The sequence below is a fragment of the Rothia sp. ZJ932 genome, assembly GCF_016924835.1.
GTDB lineage: Bacteria > Actinomycetota > Actinomycetes > Actinomycetales > Micrococcaceae > Rothia.
The window spans coordinates 522,997-542,742 of sequence record NZ_CP070480.1; the positions used below are offsets into that span (position 1 = coordinate 522,997).

Here is a 19,746-nt window from a genome sequence, read left to right on the forward strand (position 1 = left end):
GCAAGTGCCAGCTGGCATGGCGGCTAGACAAGAGGGTCGTTATCTGCTTAATAGCGGTTTGTGGGTGTCTTTGTGCTTGCTCTTATAAAGGTAACGGTTTGTTTACGTTTCCCCGTATTTTATACCCGGGGAAACGTAAACAACCTCGGGGAGAATCTTGGTATTAAACCCTAAATTTAGTAGTAGGGGTACTTTTCCCAGTTGGGGTCCCGATTCTGCAACAAGGCGTCACTTCCTTCTACTGCCTCATTGGTCATGTAGACCACACGTGTTACTTTACTGGCGTAGACCTGCTGGTCTACCATGCCACCATCCGGGATATTAGTTTTCGTTTAGGAGCACTAACAAATCTGGCTCGCCAATAACCGCAATACTTTGTCCTGATTCAATGAGAGCTATTGCCTTCTTCTCCTTGGAGCTATCTCCAAGGAGAGGAGGCATGCTTTCATCTGCTCCAGCTCCGATAACCAGCACCGTAGTTTTCTTCGTGACCGACTTCGTTACAGTACCACCCGCTGCTTCAATAGCAGTCCAGCAATCCTCACGAGCTATAGAAGCCAAAGCGCCCGTTAGCGTGAAAACTTCACCAGCGATTCCCTCCGGCGGAGCAGCAGTTGGAACGACTGATAGTAAATTATTTCTGCGTACTTTGGGAACTGAAGGCACCCTATGTGAACGAATAGGGCCGCTACTTGTAGGTGCCCCCCAAGCGTCCGCGATAGAATCGCGCTGTATTACCTCCAAAAGTTTGAGAGTGACCAAAGCTGCTACCAAAGAGTCCTCACCAGCATCGTGGTGTTTCTTTTGCTCAATCCCAAAGAAATTGGCCAAAGCATCGAGACGGTTACTGTCTAATCCCTGTAGCACGCCAACCTGCGTTAGTTTTCGGGACAAACTCAGCGTACAAAAGAAATCTGGTGCTAAATCGTCAAAACCCTCAACAAGATTTGCATGGTTCCAAACAGAACGGTCAAAGCCAGAATTGTGAGCAACAATTGGCAAATCCCCAACAATCTGGTTCATGCGTTGAACAGTCTCTACCCAGTTTATGCCGTCCTGAGCTACCATCTCAGAGGAGATTCCATGAATGCTGATATTTATGGGGTGGAACTCACTCACAGATTCGTGCGGCTGAATTAGCCAAGAAACCGTCTCAACAACCTCACCCTCAATGACCTTCGTGAGACCCACCGAGCATGCAGAAGCTCGGCTGGCGTTAGCTGTCTCAAAATCAATAGCAACGAAACTTAGCGCTGGATTACTCATAAAATTGCCTAACTACGAGATGGCTGATAGGGCAATTTTATCTACACTAAACTGAATCTGTAGCACAAATGAAACTCTCCTTGCTTTCAAATATGTCTGTCGGTTAGGTATCTATGCGTCCGGAAGGTAACAGGGGACGCGACCGTTGGCTTGCCGCCCGTGCGTTGTGTCTTTTCCCAACGCACGGGCGTAGCGCCAACGCCCAGCATGAGGACGCGCGTTCTCGTTACTCAACCAAAAGTTCTCCCCGTGGCTGTTTACGTTTCCACGGGGGTAAAACAGGGGGAAACGTCAATAACCCCGGGGAGAACCTCGGCGCTAAACCTAAACCTAGAAGTAGTACGGGTACTCTTCCCAGTTGGGGTCGCGCTTTTGCAAGAAGGCGTCGCGTCCTTCTACTGCCTCATCGGTCATGTACGCCATGCGGGTTGCTTCCCCTGCAAAGACCTGCTGACCCACCATGCCGTCGTCGGGCAGGTTGAAAGCGAATTTAAGCATGCGGATAGCCTGAGGTGACTGACGGGCGATGTGCGCGGCGTACTCCAAACCCTTAATTTCTAGCTCTTCGTGCGGCACCACATCGTTCACAGCGCCCATCTCATACATGCGTTGGGCATCATATTCCTTGGCGAGGAAGAAGATTTCGCGGGCGAACTTCTGACCCACCTGGCGAGCCAGCAGAGCCGAGCCGTACCCCGCGTCGAAAGAACCCACGGTGGCGTCTGTCTGCTTGAACTTGCCGTACTCCTGGGACGCGATGGTCAAATCAGCCACCACGTGTAAGGAGTGACCGCCACCTGCCGCCCACCCTGAGACCAGAGCGATAACAACCTTGGGCATGGTGCGAATCAGACGCTGCACCTCAAGAATATGCAGGCGTCCGGCGCGCGCAGGGTCGATGGTTTCAGCTGTCTCGCCGTCGGCGTAGTGGTAGCCATCGCGCCCACGAATGCGCTGATCCCCACCGGAGCAGAACGCCCAGCCGCCGTCTTTGGGGGAGGGCCCGTTGCCGGTGAGCAGAACAGTGCCAACATTTGAGGTCATGCGGGCATGATCGAGCGCCCGGTAGAGCTCATCAACCGTGCCAGGGCGGAAAGCATTGCGTACCTCGGGGCGGTCAAAAGCGATACGCACGGTGGGCAGATCGCGCACGATGGCACCGGTTTCATCGCGTTCCACCTGACGGTGGTAGGTTACATCAACGAAATCTTCGAAGCCCTCAACCACTCGCCAAGAGTTGGGGTCGAAGGTGTCAGATACTTTTTCGGGAAGTTCAATAGTCATGTTTTACATCTTAAACGCCAAGGACGCGCCTGCCTGGCTCATTGAGCGAAGGTGGCGCGTCCGTGGGGTTGCGAAGAAAGAAAATCTTTCTAGCGTTTGGCGTTCGCCGCTGTGACTGCGGCGTCGAACTCAGCCTCAACCTCGGGGTCGTGCTTGTAGGTCACCAGCGAAACGATGACGGCAACAACTATGTTGAGGATGAAGCCGGGCACGATTTCGTACATAAGCGCCTTGAGCTCGGGGTTATAACCCCAGATGAAGACGGTTAGGGTACCAACGATCATACCTGCGATAGCGCCCCAGTTGGTGAGCTTGCGCCAGTAGAGCGAGAGAATCACGATGGGACCGAATGCCGCACCGAAACCTGCCCAGGCGAAGGAAACTAGGGAAAGAATGGAAGAATTGGGGTTCCATGCTAGGAATCCTGCAATCAGTGAGACCACGATAACGCCCGCGCGTCCCATCCACAGGGAGGCTGAGTCTGAGAGCTTGTTATTGGGGCGAGCTGCTGAGTAGAGGTCTTCCATGAGAGACGAGGTGCAGACAACCAACTGTGAGGAAAGGGTCGACATGATAGCCGCCAAGACTGCTGCCAGCACGAAACCTGCCAGGAAGGGGTGCAGCAGAATCTGGGAGAGATCCAGGAATACTGATTCAGCGTTGGTGGTGTCGGTGAGGGTCGCTTCGGGGTGCTTAGCGAAGTAGGCAATACCGATTAGACCCGCGCTCATTGCGCCCACTACGGTGACGAGCATCCAGCCGATGCCGATGTGGCGACCGGCTTTCGCGTCTGCGGGGGAGCGCAGCGCCATAAAGCGCACGATGATGTGGGGCTGACCGAAGTAGCCCAGACCCCAGGCAGCTGCCGAGAGAATGCCCAAGAAAGTGGTGCCCGCAAAGAGTGAGAAAGCGGTGGGGTTGACTTCGGTAATGGTCTCTTCAAGACCGCTGAAACCGCCCACGTAGATGAACGCCATGATGGGCAGAACAACGAGGGCTGCTGCCATGAGCAGACCCTGAACGAGGTCGGTGTAGGACGCACCCAAGAAGCCGCCAAAGAGGGTGTAGAAGACGGTGACACCGGCAACCAGAATCATGCCGGTGTGGTAGTCCTGGTTGAAGGATGACTGGAAGAAGACGCCGCCAGCTACCATGCCGGATGAAACGTAGAAGGTAAAGAAGATGAGGATGACCAGCGCTGAGAAGATACGCAGCAGACGGGTGTTATCGCGCAGGCGGTTGTGGAAGAAGGCGGGTACGGTCACCGAGTTGTTAGCTACTTCGGTGTAGCTACGCAGGCGAGGCGCCACGAACTTCCAGTTGAGCCAAGCGCCGATGGTTAAACCAATGGCAATCCAGGCTTCGGCAAGGCCGGTCAGGTAGAGGGCACCGGGTAGACCCATCAGCAGCCAGCCCGACATATCGGAGGCACCTGCTGAAAGAGCAGCAGTCGTGGGTGAGAGGCTGCGTCCGCCCAGAACGTAGTCATCGAGGTTATTGTTCTTGGACTTCGCCCACAGACCAATACCAATCATTGCGGCAAAGTAGATGCCGAGCGCAATGAGCTGGAAGGTTAAATCGCTCATAAGAATCCTTTAGAAAATGTGTGGTGAGTTCGCTACGCGAGAGGGAACTTTCGTGTGTTAGGTCTCATAATAAGCCCAAGGGGGTGCGAAAATGCAAATAGAGTGCGATAAACCCTAAGTTTGAGTTTTACTCTTTTGCAACAGCAGCGTTGAGGTTTTCTAAAGATGGCAACTGATTGTTAGGCAGTGGGACTATTACCGCGTGAGACAGCTGCGTTATCTGTGGTGGAAGGTACCACCGGCAGCGACTGGGGGAAAGTGCTGATGCTGATGGCAGAGCGATTGGTTTTCCAAACCAACAATGCACCAGAAACCGCAATAAGAACAATTCCAGCGTAAGCCCACAGCGAGAGCACCTGCTGCATCATGAGAATACCCACGATAGCGCCCACCACGGGGTCAAGACTAAAGAGCACACCAATCACTGCTGATGAAGTTAGCCTGCCCGCCAAGTTATCGGCGCTGAAAGCCAGCGCGATGCCGAAGATTCCTGCCACAGCAACACGTGCCCAGCCGCTGGCGTCCAACTGCCCTACATACGGCACCGAAAAAGGTGCCAGCAAGAGAGCAGAGATGCACATAGAGATGGTGACGCCTTTGAGCCCGGCGGTGGCGGCAGAACCTGATCCCATACGCGCCGACAGTAAAGTGTAAGACCCCATGCAGATCGCACCGAGCGCCGCGAAAAGATAACCGCTCCAGTTCGTTGAGGTGAATGTGGGCCCGGCAATCATCGCCACCCCCACAAGCGCTGCAACGGCAAAGATTGAATCTCGAAAGCGTTTGACGCCCAGCAACGAGACCACGAAAGCACCCATGAACTCGATGGTCACCGCAATACCCAGCGGAATGCGCGCCACCGCCAGGTAGAAAAAGGCAGCCATGAGCGTGGTAACCAGGGCATAAATGAGAACCTGTGGCCAGTCACCGCGACGCAGAGCAAAAACATTGGGACGCACCAGCACCGCCAAAAAAACAGCAGCAATCAGCGCACGAAAACCTGCCACCGTTACCGGTGAGAAAACATCAAACAGCGGGGCGGCAACAGCGGTTGAAACCTGAATACCTAAAGATCCCATCAGCACCAACACAAATGCTGCCGTGCCGCGATGTTCACGGGGGATCCTCTCAACAATGGTGGGGGCGGACGCCTTCAATTCAGCAGGGTTCTTAGGCACAGCACACGCTCTCAAAGGCAGGGTCAATAACCACCCAAGGCTGTAAGGAAATCGCGTCCGGGTCAAAAACCTCCAGCATCTGGCTGGCTGTTCTGGGCAAATGGAACCCGCCCTGCCCGCACCAGGATCGCAGCGGAATCGAGCTTGAAATCATATGCATGACCTGATCGGTAGAAATACCGGCAGCACGCAACTGCACCAGAGTTACAGCACCATCGCGCTTGGCAAGACGCTTGCCCTCCACATTGAGCGCCAGAGGAACATGGGCATAAGCGGGTACCGTCAAACCCAGCAAAGAAGCAAGATACGCCTGCCGGGGAGCAGAAGAGAGCAAATCGTCCCCGCGCACCACCTGATCCACTGTGCTAAAAGCATCATCCACCACTGCCGCGAGATTGTAGGCGGGCTTGCCATCGTTACGCACGAGCACAAAATCATCCACCGCACCCGTATACTCGCCAGCATAATAATCCTGCACCGTGAACTCCCGAATATCAGCCGCCAGACGCAGCGCAGGCGGACGCACCGCCCGACGTTCTTCGCGTTCGGAATCAGTAAGATGACGGCAGGTACCGGGGTAAGCACCGGGAGCAGCATGTGGTGCGCTAGCAGCCTGCTGAATCTCTTTGCGCGTACAAAAACACTCATAGACCACACCGCGCTCGCGGAGGTTCTCTACAGCATCCCGGTGGGCTTCAAGACGCTCGGACTGCCAGATGACCTCGCCGTCCCAGTCTATGCCCAACGAGGCTAAATCATCGAGCTGGCGCTGTGCCGCTCCTTCCTGCACCCGGTCAAGATCCTCAACCCGCATCACAAAAGAACGCCCGGTTGATCGAGCAAAAAGCCAGGCGAAAAGTGCAGTACGAAGGTTGCCCAGGTGAAGATCACCTGAGGGGGAGGGAGCGTACCTGCCTGCGCCTGTGGTTGAAGCTGAAGAAATAGTCACCTGTTCATCCTAGTGCTTCTGCCATCCCAGCAAACTTTTCGTTACGGTAGTGAGCCCCGCCCTGCCACTCTGCCTCGTAACCTTGTGCTCGGCACGCCGCGTCATATTTGCCCTAAAATACCTAAAATTCAGACAGACAAGACGTCATACATGTGAGTAATACCGCAACAGAGGGTGAACTCGATGCCAAGAGAGCTTGTTGGGGCGATTCATAGACTATCTTTTACCTCATGGCACGTACTACAGAAATAGCTGACGGCATCTACCTTATTGCCACTGACAACTACCGTTTGAATACGGGTCTTATTGTTGGCACCGATGAGGCAATGGTGGTTGATACCGGCGCAGGCCCCCGTCAGGGCGCCGAGGTTTTGCGAGCAATCCGCCGCATCACCGACCTCCCTCTGGTGGTCGTGAACACCCACACCCACTTTGACCGTTTCATGGGAAATGCGGTTTTTGAGGCGGATGGCGTCACCGACTTCTGGGCACATTCTCGTGCGGCTAAAGCTATTGAGACCTACGGTGACCGCCAGCGTAGCTACGTTGAGGTTCTTGAACCCGAAATGGCGCATGCTAAAGGTCCTAATACACAGCTGGTTGTTCCAACCCGCCTGTTGCCGGGCGACGGTACCCGCGCGTCCTTCACCCGTGTGGATTTGGGTGAGCGCGCTGTGACCCTCTTCTATCTGGGCTTGGCTCACACTGACAATGATGTTTTGGTGGGTGTTGATGATGTGCTCTTTGCAGGTGACATTGTTGAGCAGGGCTCTGATCCTGCTTTTGATGATGCGTACCCTGATCAGTGGGTGAGTACCCTAAAGCAGGTGGCGGCTCTTGACCGCTACCGTATTTTTGTGCCCGGTCACGGTATTCCTGTGGAATCGAGCTTTGTTGAGCGTATGGCTGAGACGATGGAGGACGCGATTCACCGCATTCGCGAGTCGAAGGTAGCTAAGGGGGCTAGCACCACCGCAGCTATGTATAAGTTGCCCTATACTCCCGGTGCTACCCGTATTTTGTTGGATCGTTTGACCTGGTTGGAGCAGAAAGAAGAAGCCGGGGTTAACCTGAACGATGTTGAGTTTGGTGCTGATATTCGTACTGATCTGGCCGGGCCTATTACGTTGGGCGAGGGTCAGTAAAGTCACATATTTTAAAACGCCCAAGGGCGTTATCTCACTGCACTAGTGGTGAGGTAACGCCCTTTGCGATGCTTCGGGGTTTTAGAGTGTCTGCCCCGGTTGTTGAAAAATGCTTAGTAGGTCCAGACCTTGGTGTATGCCTTGCGTTGTTTGTTTTGTGAGCGAAGCAAACCAATGAGGGCTGCGGTGCTGAAAGAAGCGATGCAGGCTATAAGACAGGTTGCCCCCATGAGCGCTGAACCTGACATTGTTTGGGCGTAGGCAAGAATGTAGAGGGCTACGGTGCAGAAGCCTAAGAAGCAACCGGCGATAACGAGTAAGGGAATCATAATGAGCCCCGAGCGTTGGGTGTTGCCGAGATCTAGTTCTTCTGAGCGCAGAAAGCGTAGGGTGCCGAGGCCTAGAACAGTCCAGCTAGTGGTTACTAGAATTGCTGCGACGACGTCTGCGGGGCGGTGCCAGCCATTGATGATGGTGGAGTAGCCAGCTGCCAGCGTAAAGAGCATTCCAATCACGGCGATTGCTGGACGCAGTCGCTTGGGTGAGGCGAGAAAGAGCATCGATACGGCGGCGGCAGCGAAGGTAGTGTGACCCGAGGGCGCGGAGTTGAGTGGCGCCATGTGAATATCGTAGTCAGGTTTTTGAATAATGACGTTCTTGAGAATTTGTGTGGTTGCGTTGGCGGCAAGCGCTACAGCTAAACCTACGAGGGCCGGTACAAAACGGTGTTTCCAGAGCAGTACAAAAATTAGACCGACGACAGCGAATACCCCTGCTGCTGTGGGAATCTGATCAAGAACCTGTAAAGACTGCGGTTGAACGGTGAGGAACTGATAGGCGTACTCATTGAAAGCCAGCTCATCGAGTGTTTGTCCCAGGGGAGTCATAACGAAGAACCAGATGGTCGTTGCCAACGCACCCAGGGTGAGCGCAAGAGCTAAAAGATGCTGTAAGACGGTCCAGGTGCTGGGGCGGGTTTGCCGCAGGTTTGAGGGTCGGATGGCTGCCATGCGTCCTGAGGGCGCTGGAGCATCCACCGGGGTGTGCTGGGTCGTGGCAGGCTGACCAAGTTGACTGCTGGGTTGAGCTGCGCGCGGCTGATGGGTGAGAATGACCTCGGTGGGTTCAGTATCTACAGAAAGTTTTTGGGTGCGCGGTTGTGAAGGCTCTGAGTGTGTGAAGTTGCGGTGACCCATGCACTAGTTGCTTTCGTTCATCGACGGTAAGGGCAGGTGAAGATCTTTTCGTCAAAAGATGCCTTTTCTACTATGCACTCTTAACCTTTGTCTTAGCTGTGAATGCTGCCCGGTGTGATTCCACTAGGAGTAGTGAGAGAGACGGTGCCTGCTAGTCACTGCGGGGTGTGGGCAGGTACGGTAAAGGTATGGAACATTCTTTGGTCGCACCGCTGCCAGCTCTTACGGACGTGCTGGAGCAGGTTCATGTAGTGAGTTTGCCTCTGCGGGTGAAGTTTCGCGGAGTGTTAGAACGCGAAACTCTACTGCTCAAAGGCGCAGCTGGCTGGGGAGAGTTCGCGCCCTTTCTTGAATATGAGGACGCTGAAGCGTCGGCATGGCTTGCCAGTGCTTTAGAAAGTGCGTGGCAGGGATACCCTAAGCCGTTGCGTTCCAGCATTGCTCTCAACGCGACTGTGCCCGCTGTATCTGCTGACCAGGTAGAGAGCGTCCTTGCGCGTTATGAGGGTGAGGTGCGCGAGGTCAAAATTAAGGTTGCTGAACCCTTGCAAACCCTAGCTGATGACCTTGCGCGGGTTGCCGCCGTGCGCGAGTTGCTACCACAGGCGGGTATTAAGATTGACGCGAATATGGGCTGGAGCCACTCTCAAGCTATAGAAGCACTTACCCGGTTAGAGCCTTTTGACCTGCTCTATGCTGAGCAGCCGGTAGCCAGTATCGAGGGTCTTGCGAGGGTACGTCAAGAACTGAACGATAAGGGGCATAAGGTGCTGATTGCAGCCGATGAGTCAGTGCGTAAAGCGCAAGACCCCTTGCTGGTTGCTCAGGCGGGGGCAGCTGATGTGCTTATTATCAAGGCAGCACCCTTGGGTGGGGTGCGCAGAGCGCTGAGTATTGTTGAGGCTTCTGGTCTGCCCTGTGTAGTCTCATCAGCTTTAGAAAGTTCCGTGGGCATTGCAACCGGTGCTGCTTTGGCTGCGGCGTTGCCCGAGTTGCCCTTTGGGTGCGGTCTTGGAACGGTGTCATTGATGGGCGCTGACGTTACCTCAGAACCCTTGGTGGCAAAAAACGGTGAGCTGCCAGTGCGCGCCGTAGAGCCTGAAACCGATTTATTGCGGCGGCACGCGGTTTCCCCTGAGCGCCGCCACTGGTGGATTGAGCGTCTTCGCAGGTGTTACGAGTATTTAGAAGAAGCTCACCCAACGTCTTAATTCATTGTTCTTGCGCTCTGAATGCTCGTGATGTGACGGCTGCACCAACGCGAGGTTAACGGGGGTTGTCCTCTATATAGATGGAGATGGGGGACAAATGAGAAAGCGCCATATTTTGCCTAGAATCCTTGAAATATAGAGGTAAATTACATGAAGGTGCAAATATATTTTTAAATCTTTCCCCCAAACAGCCCACAACTATGTTAGGGTTTTAACTGCAACGCAGAGCATCGATCCCCGCCCGGCAGTGTTGTGTAGTAAGACTTCGTAAGAGTAAAAGGATTCCCCATGTTTTTACTGATGTCCCCCACATCGCAGAAAGCTCAGAAACTCGCTAAGAACGTTCGTCAGGCACTTGCCCTGTCACCTCGACTTACCGAAGAAGAGCGCTGGAGCCTCTACTACGAATACCCCAAGGCATAAGCCTAAGATTTACGCTCATCTGTGAGCGAAGAGGGCTTCTTGCAATATTTCCCCTAGTGCAAGAACCCCTCACCTTCAACGGGATTTCCCCTATTTTTCCGTTGAACCTGAAAAATCCCGCGTCCTACCCCAAGGCGTGGGATTTTTTGCGCACAAGGTGGCTATGGTAGCCGCGATGGGTATGGTGCTGGTAGCGGTCTATGCCATAAACTGGTGGGAACTATCCGAGGGAGGATTCCATGTTTTCACGTTTTCTAACATCCTGCGCTATTGGCTCATCGAAACCACTCACCGGTGCGAACCCCGCCCAAGCGTTGGTGCGCAGCCTCGCCCATTCTTTTAAGTTTTCAGGACGCGCCTCCCGCAGCGAATACTGGTGGACGAGCGCAGTTTTGTTAGCCGTATCGGCACCCCTTGAAGTATGCGCCGCCAAGCAACGTAGGCGCCGTGCGAAAGAGCTCGGTAAAGAATATGCCCAGCCCGAACTCACCGCCGAGGGCATACCTGCGCCCGGTGAAATACAGCGGGTTATTCGCCACGACCTCAAACTTGATAGGGAGCTGGCGACCCCCTTGAGTCGGGCTCTGACTATTTCATACGTCATCACTGTGGTGCCCACACTGAGCCTGTCGGTACGCAGATTGCACGATACCAACCGCAGCGGCCATTGGATGTGGATCAACCTGGTGCCGGTGGCAGGAAGCATCGTGAGCCTTGTACAGTCTTCACAAAAACCTGTGACAGCCGGTAAGCGCTTCGACTAGGATCAAAAATTTTACAAGGAAACTGATGCCCGAAGCGTAGAATGGGAAGGTGATGTCTACACCTTCTGCTCTGATAACCGCGGTTTCTGTTCTTGACTCTTTAGTGCGCGCTGGCATGAAACACGTGGTGGTTTCACCCGGTTCGCGCTCGGCACCCCTTGCCTACGCCTTAGCTGCCCTAGCGGAAGCGGGGGTTGTGACTTCACACGTGCGTGTTGATGAACGCAGTGCGGGGTTTACAGCCTTGGGTCTGGCACTGGCGCATGGCAGTCCGGTGGGAATCATCGTGACTAGTGGAACGGCGGTAGGCAATCTGCTACCCGCTGTGATGGAGGCATACCACAGCGGGGCTCCGCTCGTGGTACTCAGCGCTGACCGTCCGCTACACCTGCGCGGTTCTGGTGCCAACCAAACCACCCACCAGGCGGGTATTCTCGCGAGCCACTGTCGCGCGTCCGTGGATCTCATTGGCTATCCCGAAGAACCTGCGGGGAAACAGACCGCTGCGTTCAATGAGTGCTTATCAGCGGTTACGGGTAGAAGCCGCACCCACTGGAACGAACCCTCAGACCATCCCCTCGGACCGGTACATATTAACTGCGCCTTTGATGTGCCGCTTGTTCCCGATGACGAGATTGCTCAGGTGCTACCGAGGTGGGCTGAAACCCTAGTGGACCTTACGCCCAGCCCGCTGCCGGTGCGAGAGACTGCCGGTGGCTGGGTGGTAGGGGAGAAGCTACCCCCGCAGAGCTATAAAACCGTGGTGATAGCCGGTGCTAACGCCGGTGATATCGCCCAGAAATTTGCCCAAAAACTGGGTCTGCCGCTGCTGGCAGAACCGTCGTCGGGCGCACGTTTTTCGCCCAACGCTGTACGCGCCTACCCGCAGGTGGTCGCCGGGCACCTGGGAGCGCAGATAGAAAAAGTAGTGCTCTTTGGGCACCCCACACTCACCCGCCCCATTACCGCTCTGCTGGCTAACTCTGCGGTTGAAGTTGCCCGCTACGAGGCTCAGCCAGCTAGCTGGCACGAGGGCAACCGTCGCGAACGTGTCGTGGCAGATTTCGCATCACTGGCAGAGTTTGCGGGTAACGGTCATCAGGTAGCAACATCAAGCGGTGAACCCTGGCTTAATGCTTGGGTGAGCGCAGGATCTGACGCTGCAAGGGTAGCACTAGGTGAAGTTGAGATCTACCGTGCGACCGGTGAGCCGAGCGGACGCGCCCAAGCACACGCCGTGGTATTGGATGCCTGGAACAACGCGGTAGAACAGGGCGAGGTTCTGGTAGTGGGTTCTTCGAATCTGATTCGCGACCTTGATTTTATTGCTCCTGCCCTCGTGGTGAGCCCCACCGTTTACGCGAACCGCGGGTTAGCGGGCATTGATGGCACCATCGCTACCGCTACCGGTATTTCTCTGGCACCGCTTGCAGAGGGCAAACCCGCCCAGCCTGTTCACCTGATACTCGGCGACATTACCTTTTTGCACGATGCGTCCTCACTGAACATCGGCATGCTAGAGCACAAACCCAAGCTGCGTATTACCGTGTTCAATGATCACGGTGGCGGCATTTTTAGTACCCTCGAACACGGCGCTCTTGCCCAGAAACCGCAGTTCACTCGTGCGGTTGAGCGCTATTTCACCACCCCTGTTGATGTTGATCTTAAACAGTTAGCGCGGGCGTATAGAAGCTCAGGTATTGAGGTGACGGTAGTGGATGCCGCCTAGCGCGAGTATTTTGTGCGATAAAACCCTGTACGGTGTGAGGCTCGCGGGTGTAGCGTAAAAGTAAGACCGGTGTTTCACCGAAATTTTTACCTACCTGAAAGGTTGATACTATGGCAGGCACCCACGAAGGAACAGTGATTAGTTTTCCGCAGCTCACTACTGCGTTTGAGGCGTTTGAGACTAAACCGCACGCCCAGAAAGTTCTCGATGCCGATGGTGGCAACCTAGTGGTTTTGCAGTTCGCTGCCGGTCAGCTCTGGCGCGAGCACCACAGCGTTCACCCCATTATTGTGCAGGTACTTGCTGGCAAAGTGCTGTTTAGGGTGCGCGGTGAAGAACTCGAACTGGTGCCGGGCAAGCCCCTGCATCTGAGCGCTACGTTACTCCACGAGGTTGAGGCGGTTGAAGACTCTACCGTTATGGTGACCATGCTGACCGGTGAAACGCACGAGCCAGCAATTATTAACTGCCCTGAGTCGCGTACTTTCTAAGACCGCGCGGCAAAACAAAACCCGGCTGCTCTACCTGAAAAAAAGGGGAGCCGCCGGGTTTTCGTCTGCGGTGCGGTCAGAAACCTTAGCCGTTGATTTGCGCGCTGGTGGGGTTGAGCACGCGTGAGAGGAAGAGCTGGGTACGCTGGTGCTGCGGGTTTTCGATGACCTGCTGGGCTGTGCCTTCTTCAACTACTACGCCGCCGTCCATGAAGACGACGCGGTCAGCGACATCGCGGGCAAAAGCCATTTCGTGGGTTACCACAATCATGGTCATACCCTCCTGTGCCAGCTCGCGCATAATACCCAGTACGTCGCCCACGGTTTCGGGGTCGAGGGCGCTGGTGGGCTCATCGAAGAGCATGAGCTGTGGATTCATGGCGAGAGCACGGGCGATGGCAACACGCTGTTGCTGACCGCCCGAGAGCTGGTCGGGGTAACGCTCTGCCTTATCAGCCAACCCCACTTTTTCGAGGTTTTTCAGGGCAATATCGCGTGCGGTAGCTTTATCACGCTTGAGTACCTTAATCTGCGCGACGGTGCAGTTTTCAAGTACTGTCAGGTGTGCGAAAAGATTGAACTGCTGAAAAACCATGCCTACGCTCTGGCGCATGGTGTTCACATCAACGTTGGGGTTGGTTACTTCGTGCCCGGCAACGGTGATGGTGCCCTGCTGGGGAGTTTCTAACAGATTGACACAGCGCAACAGGGTTGATTTACCGGAGCCTGAAGGACCAATGAGGCAGACGACCTCGCCGGGGGCTACATCGAGATTGATGCCTTTGAGAACTTCTACCGGGCCGTAGGATTTGTGGAGATTGTTGATGGTGACTGAAGCCTGGGGTGCGTGGGTGCTCATAGCTATATTCTTTCGTACCTATGGAGTCTGTGGAGGTGAAGTGCCGTGGGGTTAGGACGCGCGTGAGCGGCTGTTGGTGCGCTTTTCGAAGGTGCGTGCTAGCTGACCCAGGGGTACGGTGATGATGAGATAGCAGAAGCCAGCTACGACCAGGGGGGTGAGACCTGCGCCGGAGGCTGAAATGCCCTCGCGACCGAACTTAGCGAGTTCGTACTGGGTGACGGACATGCCCAGTAGGTAGACCAGGGAGGAGTCTTTGGTGAGCAGGATAACTTCGTTGGTGAGCGGGGGCAGAACGATGCGGAAAGCCTGGGGAATCACAATGGTGACCATGGCTCGTGAATGTGACATACCTAAGGATCGGGCTGCTTCTAGCTGACCTTTGGGAACAGCCTGAATACCGGCGCGTAGCACTTCACTGATGTAGGCTGCTGCGACCAGTCCGAGGGCGAGCATAACGGTGACGTAGCTGTTGAAACGCACCCCGAAGGCAAGGGGGATGCCGTAGCCAAAGGCGAGAAAGACAACCAGGGCGGGCAGACCGCGGAACAGCTCAATGTAGAGGGTTGCCAGCCAGCGGTAGGGGGCAATAGATGAGAGTTTCATCAGTGCCAGAATGATGCCACCGGTAAGACCCACGATAAAGCCCAGCAGGGTGTAAATCAGGGTGTTTTTCAGCGCGACAGTAATAACCTGCGGAAACTGCTGCGCGATAATCTCGGGGTTGAACACCGCCCGCGAGAGCGTCTGCCAGTCAGCAACCAGTATCAAAACCAGCGCAAGTACTGCCAAGAGTGCGTACTGGGCGTAGCGCCCGGCAGCTTGCTTCTGGCGAAGGGTCATAGCCATGAAAAGATCCTTAGAAGATAGCAGTTGATGCGATAAGAGCAGACGCTCAGCGCGCGGGAAGCACCTATAAATTACTGAGCGTTGTTTTCAAAGCCCAGCCATTGCTGCTGCAGTTCAGTGAGCTTACCTTCATCTTCGAGGCGCTGCAGGGTTTTGTTTGCCGAGTCCAGCAGGGCGGTGTTTTCGGTGGCTACTGCCGCAGCGATCTTCTCGTCGGTTATGATTTCAGCAGCGAGCTTGAGTGAACTATCGTTGCTCAATGCTTCAGAGATGATGGAAACGTTAGCAACCACTGCATCTACCTGACCGGTCTGGAGCGCCTGAACCATCAGACCTGCGTCCTCAAACTGAATGATTTCAGCGCCGGCTTCTTCGGCAAATTTTTGACCGGAGGTTGCCTGCTGCACGGCAACTTTGATGCCCTTGATATCAGTTTCAGAAGCGATGGGGGAACCGCCGGTGGTCATGATGCCCATGTTGTCGTCGAGGTAGGGTTCGGTGAACGCCATGACGGATTTGCGCTCTTCGGTGACGGTGATGCCTGAGAAAGCAATGTCGCACTGCTTGGAGGAGAGGGACGCGCCTGATTCGATGCCTTCAAAACCGCTGGCGAGGGGCTCAAGTTCGAGACCGAGATCTTTTGCAACCTCAGCGGCGATGTCCATGTCGTAACCAACGATCTTGCCGTTTTCTTCAAATTCGAAGGGAGCGTAGGGAGGGTTGGTGCAGACGGTGAGCTTACCTTCGGTAATGGGAGCGAAGCTGCCATCGGCTGCGGTGCCGCCGGTAGCGGTGCAAGCGGTCAGGGTGAAAGCGCCCAGTGCCAGGGTTGAGAGTGCGAGTTTTTTCATGGCTATCTCCTATGCATAAATACTTATATATGTGAATATATATAAGAGAATAGCATAGATATGTGCTATTGGGTATAAATATTCATGTGTGCCGATGTGGTATGCACCTCTTTTTGGTGAGCGTCATGCTCACTTGTCTGCTCCTGTGAGGTCCTCTTTATAGCACCCAGCCTGCCCACAAAAAGCGCCTATCTTTCAAAAACTTGCGTCTACACGTCCACCGGTTAGCGCCAGCGCGCGAGAACGTGGGACAATATCAAAGTGAATCGAGCAGACCTCAACAAAAAAACAATCGACATCGCCTCCATGTTTGATGCGGTGGCGCCCCGCTACGACCTCATGAACGGCATTGCCTCTGGCGGTATGCACCTTTACTGGCGCCGTCAAACCGTTGCAGCGGTTGATGCTCACCCCGGGCAAAAAGTTCTAGACGTAGCAGCTGGCACCGGTACCTCAGCAGAGCCATTTGCTGATGCCGGTGTTGATGTCATTGCCGCTGATCTTTCTGAAGGCATGCTGGCGGTGGGTCGCAAGCGTCGCCCCGACATGACTTTTGTGCAAGCTGACGTCACTCAGCTGCCCTTTGGTGACAACGAGTTCGACGCGGTCACAATGTCATACGGTCTGCGTAACGTCGCTGACTACCCCAAAGCACTGCGCGAGCTCTACCGCGTGACTAAGCCCGGCGGGCGCATTGTGGTCCTGGAATTCTCCACCCCCACCGTCGCCCCCTTCGCCGCTATCTATAAGCGTTACATCATGAAAGCGATTCCTCCGGTCGCCCGATTCCTCTCATCGAATCCCGAATCCTACGAGTACCTGGCTGAATCCATCATTGACTGGCCTGCCCAGGACGCTCTTGCCGCCGCTTTTACTGATGCAGGCTGGCAAAACGTCAAGTACCGCAATCTCACCGGCGGTATCGTTGCCCTCCACCGAGGCTTCAAACCAGCGTCCTAACCATCTGCTTCACTGATAACTCCAAGAGAAAACAGTAAACCCGTGACACATACACCCTCATCGTTCGATTCCTTCTCTATCGCTGATATTAACCTGCCCAAGGGCTTTGAGCTGATTGCTAACGACCCGAAACTGGGACCACAGATTATCGAGTCGTTGGCAGAAATTGAGCTGCGCTTGGGTAAAGCAATCGAGCAGACCAATCAGCTCGCTGACGTTGCCTCCCGCCACTTGCTCTTAGCCGGTGGTAAGCGAGTGCGCCCTTTGCTGACCCTGCTTGCAGCAGCTGCCGGTGGGGAAATCAACGATAAGGTGCTTGACGCTGCGGTTGCTGTGGAACTTACTCACCTAGCTACCCTCTACCACGATGACGTCATGGACGATGCACCCAAGCGTCGCGGGGTAGATACAGCCCAGACCATCTGGGGTAACTCGGTTGCTATTTTGACGGGGGATCTCATTTTTGCTCGTGCCTCCCTGATTGTTTCTGAACTGGGCGCCCGTTCTTTGGCTGTTCAGGCGCGCACTTTTGAGCGTCTGGTGTTGGGCCAGCTCTTTGAGACGGTCGGCCCGCAGAACGGTGACGACCTCTACAACCATTACATCAAGGTCATTGAGGGTAAGACCGGTTCTCTGATTGCTGCTGCCGGTGAGTTCGGTACTTCTTTGGCTGGTGCTCCCGAGTCTGCGGTGCAGATGCTTATTCGTTATGGTGAACTGGTGGGTGTCGCTTTTCAGCTGGCTGATGATGTTATTGATATTGCCGCCGCCGGTACCGTATCGGGTAAGACTCCCGGTACTGATTTGCGTGAGGGTGTGCCCACCCTTCCCACAATTTTGCTGGCGCAGGATGCTGAGAAGGGCGATGAAGAGGCAGCGCGTATTCTCACGATGATTCAGGGCGATCTCAGTTCTGACGAGGTTTTGCATGAGGCGGTCTCAGCTTTGGCTGTCCACCCCGCCACCGCCCGCGCTTGGGATGTTGCCTATCAGTGGGCAGACGATGCGATTGCAGCTATTGAGCCGCTACCCGACTCCACCGCTAAAGAAGCGCTGAAGTCTTTCGCCCACGCTGTGGTACATCGCGAGGCTTAAAGCATTTCGGTTGGGCCCACTATTTTTCTCACAAGCTCCCCGTACTCTCGCTGAGGGTACGGGGAGTTTCTGTATGCTGTGCCCTTAAGGGTGTCTATTATATGAGACAAACCGGCAGGGGTAGATGAACCTCGCTAAACTCTAACTCAATAAACTCGCGCACCTGAGCGGTACCACCTTAGCCGTTCACTGCGCACCCGCAGATACGGTTTCACCTGATAATCCCTCACACTGACACCGGTCTTCGAACCCCAACATTTTCGCAGTAGACAACCAGGAATACTCTTATATACCGGTTGTCTTTATTCATTCGTAAGGATTTTCTTCGATGGGAAATTCATCGGTTGCAGCACCTCAGAAGCGTGAGAGCTTCTCGAGTCGCCGCGTCTTTATCTTTGCCGCCATTGGCTCAGCCGTCGGCTTGGGCAACATCTGGCGTTTTCCGTATATCGCCTATGACAACGGTGGCGGTGCTTTCATGGTGCCCTACCTCGTTGCACTGCTCACCGCAGGTCTGCCCTTCCTCTTCTTCGACTACGCCGTAGGTCACCGCGGACGCGCGTCCTCACCCCTAGCTTTCCGCCGCCTGAACCGCAACACCGAGTTCATCGGCTGGTGGCACATGGGCATCAACGCCATTATCGCTATCTACTATGCGGCAATTATTGCCTGGGCGCTGCGCTATATGCTGTTCTCCTTCAACCACGCGTGGGGCGATGCTCCCGGTGATTTCTTCGCGGGTGACTTCTTGCAGGCTTCTGACCCGGCTGCCGGTATTACCTTTGATTTTGTGCCGGGCATTTTGATTCCCGTAGTACTCGTGTGGGTTGCCCTGCTGGCGATTATGTCATTGGGTGTGCAGAAGGGTGTGGGTGCTGCCAACATCATCTTCATCCCCGTACTGATCGTAATGTTCTTGGTGCTGGTCGGTTACTCACTGACCCTCGAAGGCGCTATGGCTGGTTTGGATGCTCTCTTTACCCCCAACTGGGCTGCTCTGCTGGATGCTAAGGTATGGGTTGCTGCCTACGGTCAGATTTTCTTCTCCCTTTCCATCGGCTTCGGCATCATGATTACGTACTCTTCGTACCTGAAGAGGAAGACCGACCTTACCGGTACCGGCGCTGTGGTTGGCTTTGCGAACTCCAGCTTTGAACTGCTGGCAGGTATCGGCGTTTTCGCTGCTCTTGGCTTCATGGCAACTGCCGCCGGTACTGAAGTTTCTGAGGTAGCAACCTCAGGCATTGGTCTTGCCTTCATCGCTTTCCCCACCATTATTTCTGAAGCGCCCGGCGGCGTTTTGATCGGCGTTCTGTTCTTTGGTTCTCTGCTTTTTGCCGGTATTACTTCGTTGATCTCTATTGTTGAGGTTATTGTTGCTGGTATTCAGGATAAGTTTGGCGCTTCACGTGTGAAATCAACTGCCGCTGTCATTGTTCCCCTGACCTTGATCTCCACCCTGTTGATGCCCACCACCTCCGGCCTGTACGTTCTGGACATCATGGATAACTTCGTCAACCAATTCGGTATTCTAGCTGCTGGCTTGGTTTCTATTTTCTTGGTTGCTTATGTGGTGCGTGCGCTGCCCGCCCTACGCGATCACTTGAACACTACCGGTTCGCTCAAGGTTGGTCCCCTCTGGATGGTGCTGCTTGCCGGCGTTACCCCCATCATCTTGGGTTACTCACTGATTAATACTTTTATCGGTCTGCTCAATGAGCCCTACGAGGGTTATCCCGCTCAGCTGATTAATATCTTTGGTTGGGGCATGGTTGTACTGCTACTGATTGTAGCCGTCATCATTTCAATGCTGCCCTGGTCTAACCGCTCGCAGGCTGCTCAGCAAGCACCGGCACCTCCCGTTGTCGGCGGTAAAGTTCAGCACGATACCTACTCACAGGAGGGCTAAC

19 protein-coding genes are annotated in these 19,746 nt (G+C 54.7%); 9 read left to right on the forward strand and 10 right to left on the reverse strand.

The genetic code is table 11. The features are described from left to right. Positions 1-176: 176 nt before the first annotated feature. From JR346_RS10475 to gluQRS, 6 genes are all read right to left on the reverse strand, one after another. Entirely contained in the window at positions 177-305 is a 129-nt protein-coding gene (locus JR346_RS10475) for a hypothetical protein (protein WP_255521059.1), read from the reverse strand. 16 nt (positions 306-321) lie between these two features. Further along, complete coding sequence (locus JR346_RS02410; protein WP_205482914.1) at positions 322-1,266, reverse strand: exonuclease domain-containing protein; 945 nt, start codon at positions 1,264-1,266, stop codon at positions 322-324. A 330-nt stretch (positions 1,267-1,596) separates the two neighbouring features. After that, positions 1,597-2,550: a 1,4-dihydroxy-2-naphthoyl-CoA synthase gene (locus tag JR346_RS02415; protein WP_205482916.1), complete on the reverse strand. Its 954-nt coding sequence runs from the start codon at positions 2,548-2,550 to the stop codon at positions 1,597-1,599. 89 nt (positions 2,551-2,639) lie between these two features. Then, positions 2,640-4,136: a sodium/proline symporter PutP gene (gene putP, locus JR346_RS02420; RefSeq protein WP_205482917.1), complete on the reverse strand. Its 1,497-nt coding sequence runs from the start codon at positions 4,134-4,136 to the stop codon at positions 2,640-2,642. A 179-nt stretch (positions 4,137-4,315) separates the two neighbouring features. Next, entirely contained in the window at positions 4,316-5,314 is a 999-nt protein-coding gene (locus JR346_RS02425) for a DMT family transporter (RefSeq protein WP_205482919.1), read from the reverse strand. Further along, positions 5,307-6,257, reverse strand: a complete 951-nt coding sequence (gene gluQRS, locus JR346_RS02430; RefSeq protein WP_204878062.1) for a tRNA glutamyl-Q(34) synthetase GluQRS — start codon at positions 6,255-6,257, stop codon at positions 5,307-5,309. The genes JR346_RS02425 and gluQRS overlap by 8 nt, the downstream gene beginning before the upstream one ends. A 236-nt stretch (positions 6,258-6,493) precedes the next feature. Between gluQRS and JR346_RS02435 the strand changes: the two genes are divergently transcribed. Next, entirely contained in the window at positions 6,494-7,408 is a 915-nt protein-coding gene (locus JR346_RS02435; RefSeq protein ID WP_204877910.1) for an MBL fold metallo-hydrolase, read from the forward strand. Between the two features lie 113 nt (positions 7,409-7,521). Here the strand turns inward: JR346_RS02435 and JR346_RS02440 are convergent, their stop codons facing one another. Next, a complete protein-coding gene (locus JR346_RS02440) occupies positions 7,522-8,604 on the reverse strand; it encodes a phosphatase PAP2 family protein (RefSeq protein ID WP_205482926.1) in 1,083 nt (360 codons plus the stop codon). A 188-nt stretch (positions 8,605-8,792) separates the two neighbouring features. Between JR346_RS02440 and JR346_RS02445 the strand changes: the two genes are divergently transcribed. From JR346_RS02445 to JR346_RS02460, 5 genes are all read left to right on the forward strand, one after another. Continuing rightward, complete coding sequence (locus tag JR346_RS02445; RefSeq protein WP_204877908.1) at positions 8,793-9,815, forward strand: o-succinylbenzoate synthase; 1,023 nt, start codon at positions 8,793-8,795, stop codon at positions 9,813-9,815. 288 nt (positions 9,816-10,103) lie between these two features. Beyond that, positions 10,104-10,238, forward strand: a complete 135-nt coding sequence (locus JR346_RS10480) for a hypothetical protein (RefSeq protein WP_255521058.1) — start codon at positions 10,104-10,106, stop codon at positions 10,236-10,238. A gap of 239 nt (positions 10,239-10,477) precedes the next feature. Next, entirely contained in the window at positions 10,478-11,002 is a 525-nt protein-coding gene (locus tag JR346_RS02450) for a DUF805 domain-containing protein (protein WP_204877907.1), read from the forward strand. A gap of 52 nt (positions 11,003-11,054) precedes the next feature. Continuing rightward, positions 11,055-12,731 (forward strand): 2-succinyl-5-enolpyruvyl-6-hydroxy-3-cyclohexene-1-carboxylic-acid synthase, encoded by a 1,677-nt coding sequence (gene menD / locus JR346_RS02455; RefSeq protein WP_205482928.1) that lies wholly within the window; start codon positions 11,055-11,057, stop codon positions 12,729-12,731. Between the two features lie 110 nt (positions 12,732-12,841). Then, positions 12,842-13,222 (forward strand): cupin domain-containing protein, encoded by a 381-nt coding sequence (locus JR346_RS02460; protein WP_204877905.1) that lies wholly within the window; start codon positions 12,842-12,844, stop codon positions 13,220-13,222. A gap of 85 nt (positions 13,223-13,307) precedes the next feature. Here the strand turns inward: JR346_RS02460 and JR346_RS02465 are convergent, their stop codons facing one another. From JR346_RS02465 to JR346_RS02475, 3 genes are all read right to left on the reverse strand, one after another. After that, complete coding sequence (locus tag JR346_RS02465) at positions 13,308-14,081, reverse strand: amino acid ABC transporter ATP-binding protein (RefSeq protein WP_205482930.1); 774 nt, start codon at positions 14,079-14,081, stop codon at positions 13,308-13,310. A 51-nt stretch (positions 14,082-14,132) separates the two neighbouring features. Further along, positions 14,133-14,930, reverse strand: coding sequence for an amino acid ABC transporter permease (locus JR346_RS02470; RefSeq protein WP_205482936.1), 798 nt, complete (start codon positions 14,928-14,930; stop codon positions 14,133-14,135). A gap of 71 nt (positions 14,931-15,001) precedes the next feature. After that, positions 15,002-15,781: an ABC transporter substrate-binding protein gene (locus tag JR346_RS02475; protein ID WP_205482938.1), complete on the reverse strand. Its 780-nt coding sequence runs from the start codon at positions 15,779-15,781 to the stop codon at positions 15,002-15,004. 261 nt (positions 15,782-16,042) lie between these two features. Between JR346_RS02475 and JR346_RS02480 the strand changes: the two genes are divergently transcribed. From JR346_RS02480 to JR346_RS02490, 3 genes are all read left to right on the forward strand, one after another. Beyond that, a complete protein-coding gene (locus tag JR346_RS02480; RefSeq protein WP_204877901.1) occupies positions 16,043-16,741 on the forward strand; it encodes a demethylmenaquinone methyltransferase in 699 nt (232 codons plus the stop codon). A 42-nt stretch (positions 16,742-16,783) separates the two neighbouring features. Then, a complete protein-coding gene (locus tag JR346_RS02485) occupies positions 16,784-17,836 on the forward strand; it encodes a polyprenyl synthetase family protein (RefSeq protein ID WP_240333991.1) in 1,053 nt (350 codons plus the stop codon). A 328-nt stretch (positions 17,837-18,164) separates the two neighbouring features. Next, positions 18,165-19,745 carry a sodium-dependent transporter gene (locus tag JR346_RS02490; RefSeq protein ID WP_204877900.1) on the forward strand — a complete coding sequence of 527 codons (1,581 nt, stop codon included), beginning with the start codon at positions 18,165-18,167 and terminating at the stop codon, positions 19,743-19,745. The last annotated feature ends 1 nt before the right edge of the window (position 19,746 follow it).